Source organism: Streptomyces sp. NPDC058619, assembly GCF_042717785.1.
GTDB lineage: Bacteria > Actinomycetota > Actinomycetes > Streptomycetales > Streptomycetaceae > Streptomyces.
The window spans coordinates 1-16,722 of record NZ_JBHXQN010000040.1 but is presented as its reverse complement, the minus strand read 5'-3'; the positions used below and the strand labels follow the sequence as shown (position 1 = coordinate 16,722).

General features: G+C 69.3%; 14 protein-coding genes and 1 pseudogene. 8 read left to right on the top strand and 7 right to left on the bottom strand.

The window, feature by feature from the left end:
- Nucleotides 1–139 precede the first annotated feature (139 nt).
- Together ACFWTC_RS28720 and ACFWTC_RS28715 are read left to right on the top strand one after the other, a co-directional pair.
- Nucleotides 140–1,315: a hypothetical protein gene (locus ACFWTC_RS28720; RefSeq protein WP_383921490.1), complete on the top strand. Its 1,176-nt coding sequence runs from the start codon at nucleotides 140–142 to the stop codon at nucleotides 1,313–1,315.
- A 125-nt stretch (nucleotides 1,316–1,440) separates the two neighbouring features.
- On the top strand, nucleotides 1,441–2,010 hold the full coding sequence (locus ACFWTC_RS28715; RefSeq protein ID WP_383921487.1) for a sigma-70 family RNA polymerase sigma factor: 570 nt from the start codon (nucleotides 1,441–1,443) through the stop codon (nucleotides 2,008–2,010).
- Here ACFWTC_RS28715 and ACFWTC_RS28710 read toward each other — a convergent pair.
- Nucleotides 1,942–4,146 carry an ATP-binding protein gene (locus ACFWTC_RS28710; protein ID WP_384029801.1) on the bottom strand — a complete coding sequence of 735 codons (2,205 nt, stop codon included), beginning with the start codon at nucleotides 4,144–4,146 and terminating at the stop codon, nucleotides 1,942–1,944. The two genes, ACFWTC_RS28715 and ACFWTC_RS28710, sit on opposite strands and share 69 nt — an antisense overlap.
- A gap of 568 nt (nucleotides 4,147–4,714) precedes the next feature.
- Between ACFWTC_RS28710 and ACFWTC_RS28705 the strand changes: the two genes are divergently transcribed.
- A complete protein-coding gene (locus ACFWTC_RS28705; RefSeq protein WP_384029803.1) occupies nucleotides 4,715–5,557 on the top strand; it encodes a trypsin-like serine peptidase in 843 nt (280 codons plus the stop codon).
- Nucleotides 5,558–5,946: 389 nt separating this feature from the next.
- Here the strand turns inward: ACFWTC_RS28705 and ACFWTC_RS28700 are convergent, their stop codons facing one another.
- The 3 genes from ACFWTC_RS28700 to ACFWTC_RS28690 form a co-directional block, all read right to left on the bottom strand.
- A complete protein-coding gene (locus tag ACFWTC_RS28700) occupies nucleotides 5,947–6,414 on the bottom strand; it encodes a cupin domain-containing protein (RefSeq protein ID WP_383921479.1) in 468 nt (155 codons plus the stop codon).
- Between the two features lie 308 nt (nucleotides 6,415–6,722).
- Nucleotides 6,723–7,685 carry an alpha/beta hydrolase gene (locus ACFWTC_RS28695; protein WP_383921476.1) on the bottom strand — a complete coding sequence of 321 codons (963 nt, stop codon included), beginning with the start codon at nucleotides 7,683–7,685 and terminating at the stop codon, nucleotides 6,723–6,725.
- Nucleotides 7,686–7,771: 86 nt separating this feature from the next.
- Nucleotides 7,772–8,701 carry an NADP-dependent oxidoreductase gene (locus ACFWTC_RS28690; RefSeq protein WP_383921473.1) on the bottom strand — a complete coding sequence of 310 codons (930 nt, stop codon included), beginning with the start codon at nucleotides 8,699–8,701 and terminating at the stop codon, nucleotides 7,772–7,774.
- A 158-nt stretch (nucleotides 8,702–8,859) separates the two neighbouring features.
- Here ACFWTC_RS28690 and ACFWTC_RS28685 point away from each other — a divergent pair, with 158 nt between their 5' ends.
- On the top strand, nucleotides 8,860–9,396 hold the full coding sequence (locus ACFWTC_RS28685; RefSeq protein ID WP_383921470.1) for a MarR family winged helix-turn-helix transcriptional regulator: 537 nt from the start codon (nucleotides 8,860–8,862) through the stop codon (nucleotides 9,394–9,396).
- Between the two features lie 58 nt (nucleotides 9,397–9,454).
- On the opposite strand, the gene ACFWTC_RS28680 is transcribed toward ACFWTC_RS28685, so the two are convergent.
- Nucleotides 9,455–10,963, bottom strand: coding sequence for an FAD-dependent oxidoreductase (locus ACFWTC_RS28680; RefSeq protein ID WP_383921467.1), 1,509 nt, complete (start codon nucleotides 10,961–10,963; stop codon nucleotides 9,455–9,457).
- Between the two features lie 243 nt (nucleotides 10,964–11,206).
- Here ACFWTC_RS28680 and ACFWTC_RS28675 point away from each other — a divergent pair, with 243 nt between their 5' ends.
- From ACFWTC_RS28675 to ACFWTC_RS28660, 4 genes and pseudogenes are all read left to right on the top strand, one after another.
- Nucleotides 11,207–11,833, top strand: coding sequence for a ricin-type beta-trefoil lectin domain protein (locus ACFWTC_RS28675; protein WP_383921465.1), 627 nt, complete (start codon nucleotides 11,207–11,209; stop codon nucleotides 11,831–11,833).
- A gap of 291 nt (nucleotides 11,834–12,124) precedes the next feature.
- Entirely contained in the window at nucleotides 12,125–13,027 is a 903-nt protein-coding gene (locus tag ACFWTC_RS28670; protein ID WP_383921462.1) for a hypothetical protein, read from the top strand.
- A gap of 50 nt (nucleotides 13,028–13,077) precedes the next feature.
- On the top strand, nucleotides 13,078–13,596 hold the full coding sequence (locus tag ACFWTC_RS28665; protein ID WP_384029807.1) for a ricin-type beta-trefoil lectin domain protein: 519 nt from the start codon (nucleotides 13,078–13,080) through the stop codon (nucleotides 13,594–13,596).
- Between the two features lie 285 nt (nucleotides 13,597–13,881).
- Nucleotides 13,882–14,174, top strand: a pseudogene (locus tag ACFWTC_RS28660) (hypothetical protein); the annotation flags it as partial.
- Here ACFWTC_RS28660 and ACFWTC_RS28655 read toward each other — a convergent pair.
- Nucleotides 14,171–15,694, bottom strand: a complete 1,524-nt coding sequence (locus ACFWTC_RS28655; RefSeq protein WP_383921457.1) for a flotillin family protein — start codon at nucleotides 15,692–15,694, stop codon at nucleotides 14,171–14,173. The pseudogene ACFWTC_RS28660 and the gene ACFWTC_RS28655 overlap by 4 nt on opposite strands.
- Nucleotides 15,695–15,779: 85 nt before the next feature.
- The gene (locus ACFWTC_RS28650) at nucleotides 15,780–16,289 is read right to left on the bottom strand and encodes a hypothetical protein (protein WP_383921536.1); all 510 of its coding nucleotides are present in this window, start codon (nucleotides 16,287–16,289) and stop codon (nucleotides 15,780–15,782) included.
- Between the last annotated feature and the right edge of the window lie 433 nt (nucleotides 16,290–16,722).

The window sequence follows — 16,722 nt, the reverse complement described above, 5'->3', positions numbered from 1 at the left end:
TGTGGTGTGCGGTGCAGGTCCTGTGGGCGCAGTGGTCGCCCTGCTGCTCGCGGCAGAGGGACATCGAGTGACGGTTCTCGATCCGCGTCCCGTCCTTTCCCCTACGCCGGGGCCGGATGTCCGCGGGCCTGGCGAGGGCGTGTCGTACCGGCTGTGGGCGGTGGGGGAGGGGCCTCTTGTAGTGCTCGCCGAGGCCATGCGCATGATGTCGGGCGAGCTCCCCGCCGTGGCGCGAACCCTGGCCTCACTGAACGCCGTTGACCACAACGAGTCGACTCCTGTCGTGCACCGCATGCTCATCGCCCGCGTTCTGGAGGACGAGATGTCCCGGACCGACGGCATCAGGGTCGACCGCGGAGTCGGTGTCGCCTCCCTCCTGACGGGCAAGGAGCGTCTGCCCGGCAGGCCGCACATCCAGGGCGTCCTGACGGACGGAGGTGAGGCCGTGCTCGCTGATCTGATCGTCGACGCGACAGGCCGAGGCTCGAATATGGTCAGACAACTGAGCGAGATCGGCGCTCCCCGGCCTCTGGAAGAGCGCCAGGACAGCGGTATGCGCCTCTACACACGGCGCTTCGACTCGCCCGAGACGTGCCCAGGCCCCGCACGACGGTCCCTGCGCCACTTCGACGGCGTCACTGTGGCGTCGGTGTCGGCGGGCGGGGGGACCTGCTCGATGACCTTGGGCATCAGCGACGAAGACCTCCAGCTCTACCCGCTCGCCGGACCGTCCGCGTGGAGCCGGGCTGCAAGGCTCTACGAGCCGCTGCTCCCTCCCCTCACCGGGAAGCCTTCGCCCGGTGTATGGGTCACCCCGCGGGTGGAGAGCAGCTACCGGCGGTTCGTTCTCGGCGGGCGACCGGTGGCAACCGGAACGGTGAGCGTCGGCAATGCATGGGCGGCGGTCAATCCCCTGCTCGGTCTGGGGCCGTCCATGGGACTGCTGCACACCGTCCTGCTGAGGGACGCGTTGCGCCAGGTCGGTGTCGAGGACACCGTGGTGCGCTTCGACCGTCTCACGGAGGACCTGCTGTCACCGCTCCACCGTCGGATCACCGACTGGGAGGAACGACTCCGGGCGCGAGACGGAGGCGCTTCGGGGAATCCCTCTCCCTCCACCGCGGCCCCGGACGAGACGATCGCCCGGCAGGACGCCTCCCCGGTCACTCCTGTCACTCCTGTCACCCCGGTGACGCTGGCCCGGGACCTGCGGGTCCGGTTCTCATTGATCTCGGCCGACGCGGAGTCCTCCATCCGGACGGGCCCGTCCCGTGCGCAGCTGGTCGAGGCCCTCGCCCGCCGCAGCGTCACGTAGGTGCGGATGGCACCGGCGAAGCGCAGCACTGGTGCGCCGGTGCGAAGCCCGGTGTACCCCGGCCCCACACAGGAATGCGCCATGTCACGCAACCGGTCCATTGATCAAGCAAAGGGTGTCAGTACATGAGGCGGACTCCGGAAGCCGGAACACCGATACCCGGTGCCATTGCCACCTTCCCGCAGTCCGACCCCTGTGAGGACTTCGTACACGCCGTTTACCACCACCACGCCACCCCCCTTCTGCGCTACGCGGCCCGTCTCCTCAACGGCGACTGGCACAAGGCCGAAGACTTTCTCCAAGAAGCCGCTGCCCGCGCCTGGAGGAACTTCACCACCACCACCGACCCCGTCTCCATCCGTCCGTGGCTGTTCACCGTCGTCCGCAACCTCGCCATCGACCACCACCGCGCCCGTGCCGTCAGGCCGCCCGAATCCCCACCCGCCGACGACCTCGACCTCCCTGTCGACGACGCCATCGATGCGATCCTCACCACGCAGGTCGTCCTCGACGCGCTCGGCCGGCTCACAGCTCCCCATCGCGACGTCATCGCTCTCGTCTACTACCGCGGCTACAGTGTCGCCCAAGCCGCCCAAGCCCTCGGCGTACCCCCGGGAACCGTCAAATCACGCAGCTACTACGCCCTGCGGGCCCTGCGCGAGGCCCTTCGCGCAAAGGGCATCACCCACCCCTGACGCCGTTCTGTCCGGCGGTGTCACCGGGCTCCTGCCGTGGGAGTCACGTCGGGTCTCCTCCGACGACCGCGGTTCCGTTGAGTTCGCTGCGCCACAGCAAATCGATGAGATGCTCGATTCCGCTGGTGAGGTGCCTGCGGTAGGTGCTGAACGGCGTCCGAGGCGCTCTGCTGCGGCCTCTTGGGTCGGGGTGCCCGCGATGTACGTCGTGGTGAGGGCACGGTGGTGCTTGTCGCCCGAGCGCCCTTCCCGAAGGGCATCGATGCCGTTGGTGAGCAGCGCGGGCAGAGTCGTGGCGCTCTGGGTCACCACTCGGCTGTGATTGAGGGGGTTGCGGGCGAGCACGTCCGGGCGCCGGATCGCACGGAGGGCGTCGCGCACCGCAGTGTCGAACTCCGGCCTGGAAAGCACCACGAGTTCCGCGTGTTCCCCGGACGGGGACGATGCGCCGCGCCTGAGCTTGTGGGCCAGGATCGTGTTCGACCTCTCCTCCAGCCATGGTCCGACAGGCTGCGCCCGCCAGTCGTGGCCGAACAGGGCGTACGGGTGCGGACCGACGCGGGGCCGGTGGCCGATGGACGGCATCGCGAAATGGTGCATGTACGCGTCCCAGTGCCCGTCGTCGCGCTTGACGACGAACGTCCAGGCCTGCCGGTCGGCCCGGAAGATCTCGCCCAGCCCGCGCCAGTGCATCAGATCCATGGGTGGCGAGGTGCGCTGGTACACCGGTGGGTGGACGTGGAATCGGGCCAGAGCGATGTGCTCGCCGGGCCGGAGCGGTGCGGCCGACCGGGCATGTGCCCAGGCCGCGTCGACGATCGGGTCGATGTCGGTGCCCAGCGGCTCTCGCAGGCGCAGCCACGCGAAGAACGCGACGATCTCACCCGTCTGAGTGGAGCGGTAGACGCGGAACGCTTCGGGCTGATGGTCGAGCCAGAACCGGCAGATCTCCGCGGACTCCCCGCCTTCCGCGGTTTCGGCCAGCTCCAGCACACGTCCGCGGTCCTCCTCCGCGTACGGCTCGTCCTTGACGTGGTCCCCGTCACGCCACTTGTGGAAGTTGGCCGAGGCTTCCTTGCGGTAGAGGTAGATAAGGGGGCTGGTGGCCTGGAGCAACTGCGCATCGGAAACCGTGCGTACCCGCTCGACGAGGTACTGGTGAACGGCTCTGTGCATGTCGGCGAAGCCGTCGGGGTCCCGCCAGCGCAGATCGGCTTCGAGTGCCTCACGGACCACGTCGTGCGGGAAGATGCCCGTGTCCGTCGCTTCGATGAAGGGCTGCTGGCGCAGCCAGGCGAACAACTCGGGAGCCTGTTCGCCTTCGAGGGTCCGGAGCAGTGATTCCGAGGTGACGTAGGAGTGCGCACAGATCTCCAGGGCCCTGCGGTGCGCCGGGGTGGGAATGTCACCGAGTAGCTTGGCCAGCAAGGTGGCGATGACGTCCTGACTGGGCTTCCAGCCGGACTTGACGCCTCCCTCTTCCCTGACGGCCACGGCCGCCGCCAGCGAGAGGGCCAGGGGGTTGCCGCCGGTGAAGGACAGGACTGCCTGATGAGCCGCCGTCGGCAGGCCGCGTGCATGCAGCAACCGGGCGGCGTCGTCGAGGGGGAGGTTTCGCAGGGACGTCACGCGCAACAGTTGCGACCACCCGGGATCCGAGGTCCAGCGGGCGTCCGGCGCCCGCCGCCCGGCGAGCACCACCACGGTGCCCATGGGAAGGCCAAGGAGGAATTCGTTGCGCAGCCAGCCCTCCAGACCCTGGCAGCGTTCGAAGGTATCCACCAGGAGCACCATTCCGGGCTCCGCGGGGATGTCCCCGACAGCCGCAGTGAATCCCTGGGGAGTGGGAGCGACCGTCCGGCCGTCCACCTCGATCACGGCGCGCCCTGCCCGGAGTCCCTCACGAGCCAGCCGGCGTACGAGGGTCGACTTGCCGATTCCCCCCGGCCCGTGCAGGAAGTGAACGGGGCAGGCGCCGGGTTCGCCCGCCAATGCGGACCGGAACAACGCCAGCTCCATGCTCCGGCCGACGAACGCCCGGTCGCGCGCAGCCTCGAGCGCACCATGCTGATGCACACATTTCCCTTCGATCAACTCGCAGCGCAACCGTATGGCAGGACTCTGCAGGCCGCCCAAGGTTCATAGATTACCGGTCAGTAGACCGCTGTTCCCGGCCCCGGACGCCGCTGTGGAGCGGGGCGTCCCTCCCGCGACCGAGGTGTGGAGAGCAGGTGGCTGAGGGCAGCCCGGCCCGGTTCGGCGGTCGGCTCGGCCTCGCAGCGATCGCTGAACCAGGGAAGCCGCGCGGACGTAGATATCAAGAGACATGCCGGGGCGGCTCCGCGCGGACGTCCGCGGTGTCCTGCCCCGGGACGCCCGGCACCACCAGGGGAGTTGCACAGTGAACCCGTTCCTTACCCCTCGCTCCTCCACCGGGGCGGGCAAGAGGCGTTCCCGCCGCGGCCCGGGCAGAGCAGGAGGTCTTCTCGCCCTCGCGGTGCTTCTCCCGGCCTGTGGGATACACACGGCAGACACGGCAGGGGAGTCCCAGGACGGCCGAGGAAGCTGGAGCGTCGGCAAGTGGGCCCGCGAGGCATCGCAGTTCAGCAACCCTGTCATCGAGGGGTTGTGGAAGCCCGAGCGCATGCGCAGAGCAGGCGATCCCCGCAAGAACGTGGCCGGGGATCTCACGGACACGCGGGGTGTGAGCGATCCCGAGCCGGCCCCTGTGGAGGCCAGGCCCGTGGCGGCGCCGTACCGCCGCAATGCGGCGCCGGTGGGCAAGGTCTTCTTCGACGGCCCGGACGGACCACAGACCTGCTCCGGCACCGTCGTGCAGGACCCCGCCCGTCCGGGCCGCTCCAACCTCGTGTGGACCGCGGGCCACTGCGTCCACGCCGGGCGTGAGGGCGGCTGGTTCCGCAACATCGTTTTCGTGCCCTCGTTCAACGACAAGGCGCTTCCGGCGGATGCGCTCGAGCGTGCTTCCGCGGGACAGATGGCACCGTTCGGGACCTGGTGGGCCGACTGGGCCGCCACCTCCGACCAGTGGATCGCCGAGGGCACGTCCGAGGGCGGTAACGGAGCGGCGTTCGACTTCGCCGTACTGCACGTCGTACCCGCTCCCGGGTCTGGCGCCCGGTCACTGGAGGAGGCCGTGGGCGCGGCGCTCCCGGTGGCTTTCAACGGCCCCGCGGTGCAGGACGTGAACCTCATCGGCGCCTGGGGGTACCCGGCGGCACCGCCTTTCGACGGTGCCACGATGCACTTCTGTGCGGGCAAACCGGGCCGCCTGTCGCTCAAGGACCGCGAACCGACGCTGTACCGGGTGGGCTGCACCATGACGGGCGGTTCCTCCGGCGGCGGCTGGTTCGCGGTCGGCACGGACGGGCAGACCGCTCTCGTGTCGAACACCTCAGTCGGACCCGACCCGTCGGTTTGGCTGGCCGGCCCCTACCTCGGCGATACGGCCAAGGCCGTACTCGACGAGGTCAGTCTCCGGTTCGGGTCCCGCGGGAGTGCTGTGGGACGGAACGCTGACGAATGATCTTGAGGTGAACGGTTTCCTTCGTCGCTGCTGGAGGCAGTGGCGTACGCCAAGAACGTGTCGGCTGCGCTGCGATGAGGAGCGCGGTTCATCCGCTGGCGGGTGCTGCGGGCCAGCGCCCGCGGTGGCTGTTGGCGCAGGACCGGAGGCCGGGCCGACTCCGCTGACCGCCGCGTACGAGGCTACAGGGGCACCTGCTCGGTGTGATCGCCGCCGGCCAGGGCGTTCTCGCCGCTGGCGAGGCGGAGACCCAACCCGGGCCGGGCAGTTGGAAGCGGCCGGCCCGGCGCTCCAGAACGCGATGGACAGCTCCGGCCTGCTGCTGGGGACGTTCAGGGTTTTGGCGGGAGAGGGCGCGAGCCGGAAGCGGGCGGTTGCCGAGCGGGGGTTCAGCGGGGCGGGCCAACGATGGTGTTGCCGCGCAGTGCGGCGGCTTCGGCGAGCTTGTCCTTGGTGATCTCGAAGCCATCCGGGCGGGGGGTGGCGATGTCGCGACCGGCGTGCCGGAACATCTCTTCCATGCCGCCCGGGGTGGCGATGACCAGCAGGTCGGCGCGCTCGGAGGTGATGCGGTAGCCGTGGGGGATGTTGCGGGGCAGGTAGATGACGCCGCCTTCGGACAATTCGTGGCGTTCGTCGCCGACCCAGACCAGCGCTTCGCCTTCGAGGAGGAGGAAGACTTCGTCCTCGCGGGTATGGAGATGGAACGGCGGGGCTTCGTCCTTGAGGACGTCGAATCGGCCGACGGTCAGCTGTCCTTCGGTGGCCTGGCTGTCGAGGAGGATCGTGAACAGTCCGCCGCCGATCCATTCGAGTGTCTGCTGCTCGTCCCGTTGGGCGAGGTAGGGGATCGTCATGGCGGTCTCCTGGGGGTCGGGTCGCAGGCCGCCGCACCGGTGGGGCGGCCTGCGGCGTTGATGCCGGCGGGCTTGGACCCGGCCGGGCATGATCAGGCCGGAAAGAGGTCGAGAGGGGCAGGACGGCCCTGCCTGGCGGGGGCTTCCACCCCGCCCTGTCGGCGGATGTGGGCCGCGTACTCGGGCGGGGCGATGTCGGCGATGTGGCAGCGGGGGCTTGGGCCTGGGCGTCCAGCGAGGACGTCAGGAGCAGCGGTGTGTCCCGTGCCCTGGCCATGCGGGTCGGGGCCGGCGCCCGGGTCTCCAGCTCACAGGGAGCCGAGCGCGCGGACGCGGTCGGCCACGACGCGCCTGGCGGCGTCGGAGTTGAAGGCGATGCTTTCGAACTCGTGTGGCACGCCGGGGTGGAGGTGGAACTCGACGGGGACGCCGGCCTGGCTCAGGCGCAGGGCGTAGGTGAGGTCTTCGTCACGGAAGATGTCGAGCTGGCCGACCTCGATGTAGGCGGGAGGGAGACCGGCGGGGTCGGTGATCCGGGCGGGGGCGGCATGCGCGGGGACGTCCGCCCCGCCCGCCCGGCTGCCCAGGAGTGCCTCCCAGCCGGTGCGGTTGTCATCCCAGGACCACAGTACGAACGGCGCGAGCTGCGGGTCGGGGGTCAGGTTGCGGTCGTCGAGCATCGGCATGACCAGGATCTGCTTGGCGATCGCCGGGCCCTGCCGGTCGCGGGCGAGGATGGAAACCGCGGCGGCGATGCCGCCGCCGGCGCTGTCGCCGAACACCGCGATGCGGGCGGGGTCGACGCCCAGTTCGGTGGCGTGGTCGTGCAGCCAGATCACGGCGGCGTAGGCGTCCTCGACGGGGACGGGGTGCGGGTGTTCGGGGGCGAGCCGGTAGTCGACGGCGAGGATCGGGGTGCCGCTGGCGGAGACGTAGCGGGAGATCGATCCGTCGAACAGGCCGATGTGGCCCAGGATCATGCCGCCGCCGTGGAAGTAGACCGCGGCCGGGCCCGGCTCGCCGGCGGCGGCCTTGTCCTTGCGGGTGTACCAGCGCAGATCGATCTGGGCGCCATCGGAGGTGGTCAGGCGGTAGCCGGTGGAGGCGACGTCGTCGGGGGTGGGCTGGGCGGTGTCGGTGTGGCCGATGAGCCCTTCCAGCACGGCGCGGCGCGCGGCGACGTCGCCGACCGGCGGGGGCGTGGCGTCGGCCATCGCGTCGGCCATCGGGGCGAGAGCTTCGGCGACCTGGGGGTCGAAGGTGAAAGACAAGGCGACATCTCCTGGGAAGGATCGGAAGTACACGGCGTGGAAGGTGGGTCGGCGAGCCGTCCCGGCCCATGGCCGGGCGCCCGCGATCAGACGGTGATGACGGTCCTACCGGGCATCCGGCCCTCGGCGGCCGCGGCGTGGACCGCGGGCAGGTCGGCCAGCGGGCGCCGGTCGGCGATGTGGATGTGCAGGTCGCCGGAGTCGACGAGGGCGACCAGCCCGGCGAGCAGGCCCGCGTCGCTGCGGGCGAACACCCGCGCCGTGCGCACCGCACGTGCGGGGTCGGGGTCGGGGTCGGCGGTCGTGGACACCAGCACGCCACCGTCGGCCACCAGGCCGACCAGCTCTGCGGTCTCGGCCGGTGAACTCGTCACCAGATCGAGCACTACGTCGAAGGTCCCCACCCCGGCCTCGGCGAGGGTGGTGGCGGTGTGGTCGACGATCCGGCCGGCGACGTAGCCGCGCATCCGTTCGGCGTGGGACGGGCTCGCGGTCGCGGTCACCACGGCCCCGGCCCACGCGGCGAGCTGGACCGCGTACCCGCCGACGGCTCCGCTCGCCCCGTTCACCAGCAAGGACTGGCCCGCGGCGAGTCCGGCGTACTCGAACAACGCCTCCCACGCGGTCAGACCGACGGACGGCAGCGCGGCCGCGTCGGCCAGGGGGACCGCTTTCGGCGCCGCGGCCAGCACATTCGCGGGGGCGACCACATACTCGGCGGCCGCGCCGGGCGCGTTCATCGGCAGGAAGCCGACCACCGCGTCGCCCACGCAAAACCCCTCGACGCCGTCGCCGAGCCCCGCGACCGTCCCGGCGACGTCGATCCCCGGCACGTGGGGAAGGTCCAGCGGGAAGACCTCCTGCAGGTATCCCGCCCGGATCGCCGCGTCCACCGGATTGAACGTGGTTCCGACCACCTTCACCAACACCTGCCCCGCTCCCGGCGCCGGACGGGCGACTCCTTGGACCCGCAGTACCTCGCTGCTGCCGTAGCGCTCATAGCGCACTGCCTTCATGACTGCCTCCACGACTGCCTCCCAAAATTGCTTCGATATCGAAGCGACTGCTGCCACTGTAAGCATGCTTCGACATCGAAGCAATATCTTTGAGTGGTGTGACCTGCGCCACGCGATTCAGGGATACGCTTCGATGTCGAAGTACTTAGGATGGGCGGGTGACTCCCGACGACAACCCGGCCGCCGACGCGCTCCGACCCGAGCAGCTCGGGACGTACTTCGCGCTGATGGAGGCCGTGAGCCTGCTCCAGCGTGCCGTCGAGCAGCAGCTGCAAACGGAAGGCGACCTCAGCTACGTCCAGTTCCAGCTGCTCGCGCGCCTCGCCGACGCCGGCAGGCCGCTGACCATGACCGATCTCGCGGACGGTGTCGTCTACAGCCGCTCCGGGCTCACCCACCAGGCCGGACTCCTGGAGAAGGCCGGCCTGATCACCCGCAACCCCTCTCCCCGTGATCAGCGCGCCACGATGGTCACCCTCACGGAGGAGGGCCTCGCCCGGGTCGGCCGAGTCCTGCCCGGCCACATCGACGTCACCCGGCGCCTGCTCTTCGCCTCGCTCAGCAACGACGATGTCGACGCGCTCGGCGGCATCATGACCCGGGTCCGCGACCACATGCGCCAACAACCGGACAGCACTGCCCGCGGCCGACGCACCGCGCCGAAACACGTCCGGGGCGCGGTCCCGTCCGAGTAGTCCGCCCTCGCGCCCGGGACGCCGCCTGCCGGGAAGGGGGCGGCACCGGACCGACCGCTCAGCCGCGCAAGACCGAAGAGACGGAGCCGCCTCGCTGGTCGTCGTGCACCGTGGCGAGGATCTCCTCCCGGTCCGGACCCGGCGCGCTGTAGCGGGGGGCCGTTGCCGAGAGAGTGATGACCCGCTCCACGAGGCCACTCTTCATGAAGGCCTCGTCCGCGGATGCCAGCATCGAACCGACGTCACCCATGGCGCGCAGGATCTCAGGGTCCTTCAAGAGGACGGAGTCCACGGCTGTGCGCAGCGCCCAGCCCGGATCGTCCGTCTCGTAGAGCTCGCCGCGCATCTCGGCATCGATCTCCGCGATGCGGTGCCGACTCCAATGGGCGTCCTCCTCCCACATGGCCCCGCACTCGTCGTCGATCTCACGGCCGACGCGCAGGGCGAGCTCGACGGCATCGGACGTGCCGAGCAGGCGCAGCACGTCACGCAGCAGCGCCGCGTGGCGCAGCCCGGTCGTCATGCCCATACCGAACTGCGGGTTGGTCGTCATCCGCGCGTCCCCGATCGCCACGATGCCCGTGGCGATCGGCTGCCCGTCGACGACCAGGCCACGCCGGGTGTTGTGGGTCCCGCCCATGACGTGGACGTCGGTCAGCGGGATGCCGTGGTTCCAATGGGCGGCCTGGGGGTAGAGCGCAAGCACACAATTCCACACCTCCACGCGACTCAACGGACGAAGCTCTTGGTCCCGGTCCGAAGTGACCAGCGTCGTCGACCAGGTGTCGCCGTCTCCCGGCGCGGTGACGACGGAAATGCTGTTGTGGTGGGAGAGGGGCCAGGGCCGGGGGGCAGGTACCCCCCGCTCGTCGGCGCGGAAGTAGCGCGTGTAGTAGCGGAAGCCCGCTTCCTCGCGGACGACTTCGGCCTCGACACCCACCTGCGCGAGCAGGTCGGGCACCTCCGTCCGCCGTCCGGAGGCATCGACCACGAGGTCTGCCTCGATGCGCACGCCGGATTCGGTCATGACGCCGACGATGTGCGCGCGGCCCGAAGTCCGGGACTCTCCGACGAGCAGGGACACCACCCTGGTCCCGCCGAGGATGCGCACTCCAGGTGTATCGGTGGCGGTGGCGAGGAGCGCGGCCTCAAGGACCGGGCGCCGGGCGGTGACGGTCTCGAAGCGCTCGTCGCCCGCCTGCTGCGGGCCGGCACCCGCCACGCTCCAGGCACCGGAGATCATGTTGTACGTGTTGCCGCCCGCCTCGCGGATGCGGTCGACGGTGGCCGGCAGTTCCTTTTCCAGGAGGAGGAGGCCGGCCGGCATGAGGATGTGCGTGTGCCCGTACTGCTTGACGCCGGGCCGCTGCCAGTCGCCGCCCACCGTTGCCTCGACCGTTCGCGCGGCCGTGGGGTCGCGGTCGAGCACGGTGACGACGTGTCCGTCTGCGGCGAGAAGCATCGAGGCGGTGAGGCCGACGGGGCCTGAGCCGATGATGACGACGTTGGCCACTGGAACTCCTTGCGTTGGGGAAGATGCCCCACCATCCGCCGGAGAACTGCTCACCTACCAGCCCGCTTTGCTGCTCAGTTGGCGCGGCGGGCCCGACGCAGGTCATCTCGTCTCCCGGAGGCCCCGTCGGCTATGGCGCAGGTCGTACGCCGACAGCCGGCGGGCGATCGGGAGGTTGTCGGTGAATTCGGCTTCCGGGCCTTGAACCGATCTGCGCGGTGCCCGTTGTCCATGAACGGAGGCAGGCAAGCGAGTTCTTGCCGTCCAGGTAGATCAAGTACGAGCACAGGAGAGTTCATGACTGATGTGCAGGCGGACCGGACGGGGCCTCAGCCGCCCCGACGCGCGAAGCGGTGGGCAATTCTCGGCACGGCGGCGGCAGTGATCGCGGGGGTGGCGGTCGCCGTTCCCGCTCTCGCTGACTCCAAGCCCGGTAGCGAGAAGGAGGAGACGCTGCTGCGGACCACGGCCCAGAAGGTGGGGGTCACGAGGAGTTACGCGAACCCGAAGTCCAACCTTTCGCTCACCGCGGGAGGAGTGGGTCCCAGCGGCAAGGGCGAGGTCTTCGCGAGAATCGGAGGCGTGAACGAGGACGTCCAGTCGTGGAACTTCCTCCGCGACAAGATCATCTCCCGGGGGGCGAGTTCCGGAGACAACCTGCGCTGCCTCGAGAGCGACAGCGGCGGGAATGTCTTCATCGCGAAGTGTGTCACCGGAAAGGAATCGCAGAAGTGGGCGCACAAGCTCGCCCAGAAGGCCCCCGGTGCCTTCCGCGACCAGGTCCGGATTCAGAACTTCCAGAGCAAGAAATGCCTGACCATCGGCAGTGCCACAGGCCGAGGGACCGCTGAGGTCGCGGCCAAGGACTGCAAGGACGAGGCGACGTCGCAGCGTTGGGTGGTCGCGTCGTTCACGAACGGGTAGTCGGCACCTGAAGGGGGTCTGGCAGCCGGTCGGCTGTCAGACCCCGCACCGCCGCCCTCTCCCGAGCGCAGGGGCCGCGAGAGGGCGACTGCATGGCTCTGAGGAGGAGAGGGAATGAAAGGACCTGAGGGCAACCGTCCGGCATACGGCCGACGTGATGTGCTGCGCGGAGGGATAGCGCTGAGCGCAGTGGCGGTCGCGGGCGGCGCCGCTACCGCACTCGCGCCCCCCGCGCGGGCTGCCGGCCCGGCGGGTATGCCGACGTACCGATATCTGCGCGACGCACTGGCCATGCCCCTGAACTACAACCGTACCGGCGAGTTCATCTTCCCGACCATCCGGGGAGTGTTCGACAAGATCAGTGATCCACGCTCCAAGTACTACCTCTACTACGCCCCCCACGAGAATCCCGGCGGGATTTGCGTAGCCTTCAGCGACTCACTGGAGGGGCCATTCAGCGACTATCGCGAGAACCCCGTGATCGACAGACACCTGAACGGCACGACGGTCAGTCACGTGTCGTCCCCGCACGTCGTTTGGGATGCAGCCACCAAGCAGTTCTTCTGCTACTTCCACGGCGAGAACACCGTCACCCGGGTTGCCCGCTCGCGCGACGGCGTCAACTTCGTCGACGAGACGCCGGTCCTGAGCACGCGCCTGGTGCCGGGCACATCGGAAACCTCCTACGCCCGGGTCTTCGAGCACGCCTTGCCCGGACGCAACAACAAGTACGTCATGGTCTTCATGGGAGTAAAGGGCGGGCGGCGGATCTTTTACGGCTGGTCGCCCAACGGATGGGACAACTGGCAGTTCAGCGCGACCCCTTTGGTGAACCCCGAAGGGGACGGTCTCACCGACATCTCCGGTCCGACCGTGGTCAAGCGCAACGGGACCACGTACATCGCCTATCACGGCAACGACGGCCGGATGCGACTCACCGAAGTCGGCAACGACTTCCGGCAGGAGCGCCACTTGGGCGTCTTCCACTCGCCCATCGCTTCCGACCGGGGGCGCGTCGCGGCCCCGTCCTTCGGCTCCGAGAACGGCACGGAATACATGTTCTACGAAGCGGGAGCGCGACTCAGCGCCCGTATCTGCATTGCGCGTGCCGTCCCGGGCCGTGCGCTCGCGCCCAGCACGCCCCTACCGCTTCGGGAGGGTGGGGCTAACACGCCGCCGCGCCCCGTCGAGTAGCACTTCATGCGCGCTTCACCCCACGAAAGACACCTGGAGGTTTCATGATCATGCCCCGAAGGAACACAGCCACCCGCGCCACGCTCGTTGGACTCGGTGCCACCCTGGCGGCGTTCTCCCAGGTCGCTCTCGCCTCGACCGCCCACGCGACGGGGACCTGGGACGAGAGCCGGGTCCGCATTCAGTCCGCCCGAGGGGACTGTCTCACCGCTGTTCCGCGTTCCACCAACCAACTGGACACGGAGAGGTGCGACACGGACAACCTCCGCGGGAACTGGCGGATGGTCGACCACCTCGACGCGAACTTCCTGCTCAAGAACTGGTCCACCGGCGAGTGTCTGGATTCCGAGCGAAACGTCCTGGGCGGAAAGGTCTACATGTCGGCCTGCGACCAGAACGACGGCGGCCAGGTGTGGAGGTACGACTGCTTCGAGGGAAGGCTGATGAACCTGGCCTCCACGACCTTCCTGACCCGGTTCAGCTCGGGCGTGGTCGGCCATCAGCAACGATTGACCACGGACCTCGGCAAGCAGGTCTGGAACATCGTCCCCCGGCCGCACGCCTGCTGAAGGAGCGGCTGGACCCCGTCTCTTTCCGGCGGGGCGGACAGTTGACCGGAGGTGCCGGCCCGGTCGGTGATCACTGACGTGATGCGGGACCGGATCGAGCCCGTGACGCCGGCCGATCCGGTCCGTGGAAGACGGATCCGACGGGTACGCAGTCGTGCCCGTCCGGCCGCCCTCCAGCCCCTGTTTGACAGCCCGGTCCCCGCTCTACCCGGAGCGGGGACCGGGCCTGCTGCGTTTCTGCACGCATCGCGCAGCGCCTTCCGCGAGGCCACGGCGCTGCCTGACGAGTTGTGCCTGACACCGACCAGCGCGTCGTGGGCCAACCCCATCGAGGCCCAGTTCGGGACCCTACGGAACTTCGTCATGGGCGGTTCCAACCACCCGGCACTGGCCCGGAAGCTGCAGGACTACCTGCGGTGGCGCAACGCGAATGCCCGACACCCCGACTCCTGGCCGCCCAACGCCGCGAACGTGCCGAGGTCCGCAGCGAACGACACCAACGCTGGGGCCGACCACGGCCTCAAGCTGCCTCAAGCCGCCTGATCAACCCCGGCGAACGTTCGTGGACAGCGCCCTAGCTGCCGATTTCGATCTTGCCGTTCGGCGTGGTCGTCTCAGGGATGGCGGACGTCTTGACGGCGGTGAGGCCTCCCAGGAGCTGGGCAAGGTCGACGCCGGTGGTGGAGGAGAGGAGTTCCATGCCCTGGGCGACGTTGTCGGTGACGGTGCGGGAGAGCTTGCTCGCGCCGTCGGTGGAGATGACGGTCATCTTGTCGATGGCTGACAACGGTTCTGCGGCCTTGGCCACCACTTGGGGGAGTACCTCGATCATCATCTGGATCATCGCGGCGTCGCCGTAGTTCGCGAACGCGTCCGCCTTCTTCTGCATGGCCTCCGCCTCGGCAGCGCCCTTGGCCGCAATGGCCGCAGCCTCCGCGTCGCCCTCCAGACGTACCGCCTCGGCAATGGCGGCACGCCGGGCCCGTTCGGCCTCGCCTCGCTTGGCGCCCTCGACGGCCTCGGCCTCGGCGAGTGCGGAGCGGCGCTGCTTCTCGCCCTCGCCGGTCAGGCGGGCCCGTTCGGCTTCGCCCTGGGCGGCGGCGATGGCCGCGAGGCGTTCGGCTTCGGCCTGCTTGACGCGGGCGACCCGGAGCGCTTCGGCTTCCTGTTCCGCCTGGTAGCGGCGGGCGTCGGCGGGCTTGCGGACCTGGGTGTCGAGCTGGCGGTCGGTCAGGGCCGCCTGGCGTTCGGCGACCTTCTCCTGCTCGGCGAGGATCTGCTGCTGCCGGTCTGCGTCGGCCAGTGGTCCGGCGGCGTTGGCCTGGGCGGTCGCCGCGTCGGTCTCCGCCTTGATCTCGGCCTGGCGCAGGTACAGGGTGCGCTGGGCGACGGCGATTTCTTCCTCGGCCTTCAGGCGGGCCTGCTCGGCGGCCTGGCGGGAGTTCGCCTCGGCGATGTCGGCTTCCTGCTTGGCCCGGGCCGCCTCGGGGCGTCCGAGGTCCTCGAGGTAGGAGCCCTCGGTGGTGATGTCCTGGATCTGGAAGGCGTCCAGGACCAGGCCCTGCCCTGACAGGCTGGCCTCGGCCTCCTCCGCGACCTGCCCGGCGAACGCGGCGCGGTCACGGATGATGTCCTCCACCGACATCCGGCCGACGATCGCGCGCAGGGCGCCGGAGAGGACTTCCTGGGTGAAGCCCACGATCCCGTCCTGCTGCTGCAGGAAGCGCTGGGCGGCGGCACGGATGGCGTCCTCGGTCCCGCCGACCTTGACGATCGCAACGCCCTCCAGGTTGGCCTTGATACCGCGCAGGGTGACCGCGCCCCGTACGGCGATGGGGATGTGCCGGCTGGACAGATCGAGGGTGTAGCGCTGCTGGACGAACGGGACGACGAACACCCCGCCGCCGACCACGACCTTCTGGCCGGTGTTGTCGGTCGATATCCGCCCCGTCTCGGGATCGGTGGACCTCTTGCCGCGGCGTCCGGTGATGATGAACGCCTCGCTGGGGCCCGCGACCTTGTATCGGGTGACCACCACGAGGGCTAGCAGAAGGAGGAGTACGACCACTCCGACAACCGCTATGACGACTGGACTCATGAGGGATCCCCTCCTGCCCCCGAAGCGGCAGATCGATGATGGTTGAGCCTGGTTGCACCTGGTCGTGCTGAAGGCGCGGATCTGATCAGCGCTCTACGGCGCGGACCGTGACCGAGGTGGAGGACGGTGCTGCCGTCACCCAAACTTCTGCCCCCCGGGTCAGCGGGGCGTCGGACCGCGCGGCGTACTTCACGGGCTGGCCGGCCAGCCGGAGCAGGACCTCGCCGTACCCGCCGGCGGGGATGGCGGTGACGACCGTTCCGGCGGATCCGAGGAGGTCGTCCTGGTGCGGGGCGACTGCGCTGCGATCTTCCAGCAGGGTCCGGCTCAGCCGCCAGGTCAGCCAGCCCGCTCCGGCCCCGGTCACAGCTCCTGCGGCGGCTGCCGCTCCCGGCCCTAGTCCTGTGGACCCGAGCACGATCGCCCCCGTGAAACCGAGCATCGAAACGAAGCCAGCGATCACCGGAAGCGACAGCCAGCCGTCGAACAGGCCGTCGAGAGCGCCGTCGAAAGCGCCCTCGACGAACCCGTCGAACACCAGCGAGGCAGCCAACAGCACGATCCCCCCGATGCCGAGACTCAGAAACAAGCCCATGAGCGCCTCCGCTGTCGCACCGTTGTCCTCGCTGGACAACGGCATCGTTTCAGCGGGAAGGGCCTGCATACATTGCCAGTCTCCGGCAATCTTTACGGCGCTTTGACGCACCCCCCCGGCATCGGTCGCCGCCTCATCGATGAAGGCGACGGCCCCTTCGCCGCGTGACGCAAACCGTGGTCTGAGCGGCCTGGCGGTCGAAACCGAGGCGTACCGGACAGCCGCGTTCGCTCAGCGGAACCTCAAATCCGGATAACGATCGCATAACCGGCCCTTAGGTTCCCGGGTGCAGCCGCAGCCGTGTGATGCCGGTCACTAAAGATCGCGTAAAGGGCGTGCTAAGAGCTCGTAACACGATCATGAGTCGGACTTGTTGAGGCGTCGCCAGCAGATGAGGCTGCAGGCGAGGGAGACGAACGCGTCGTGGAGCTCG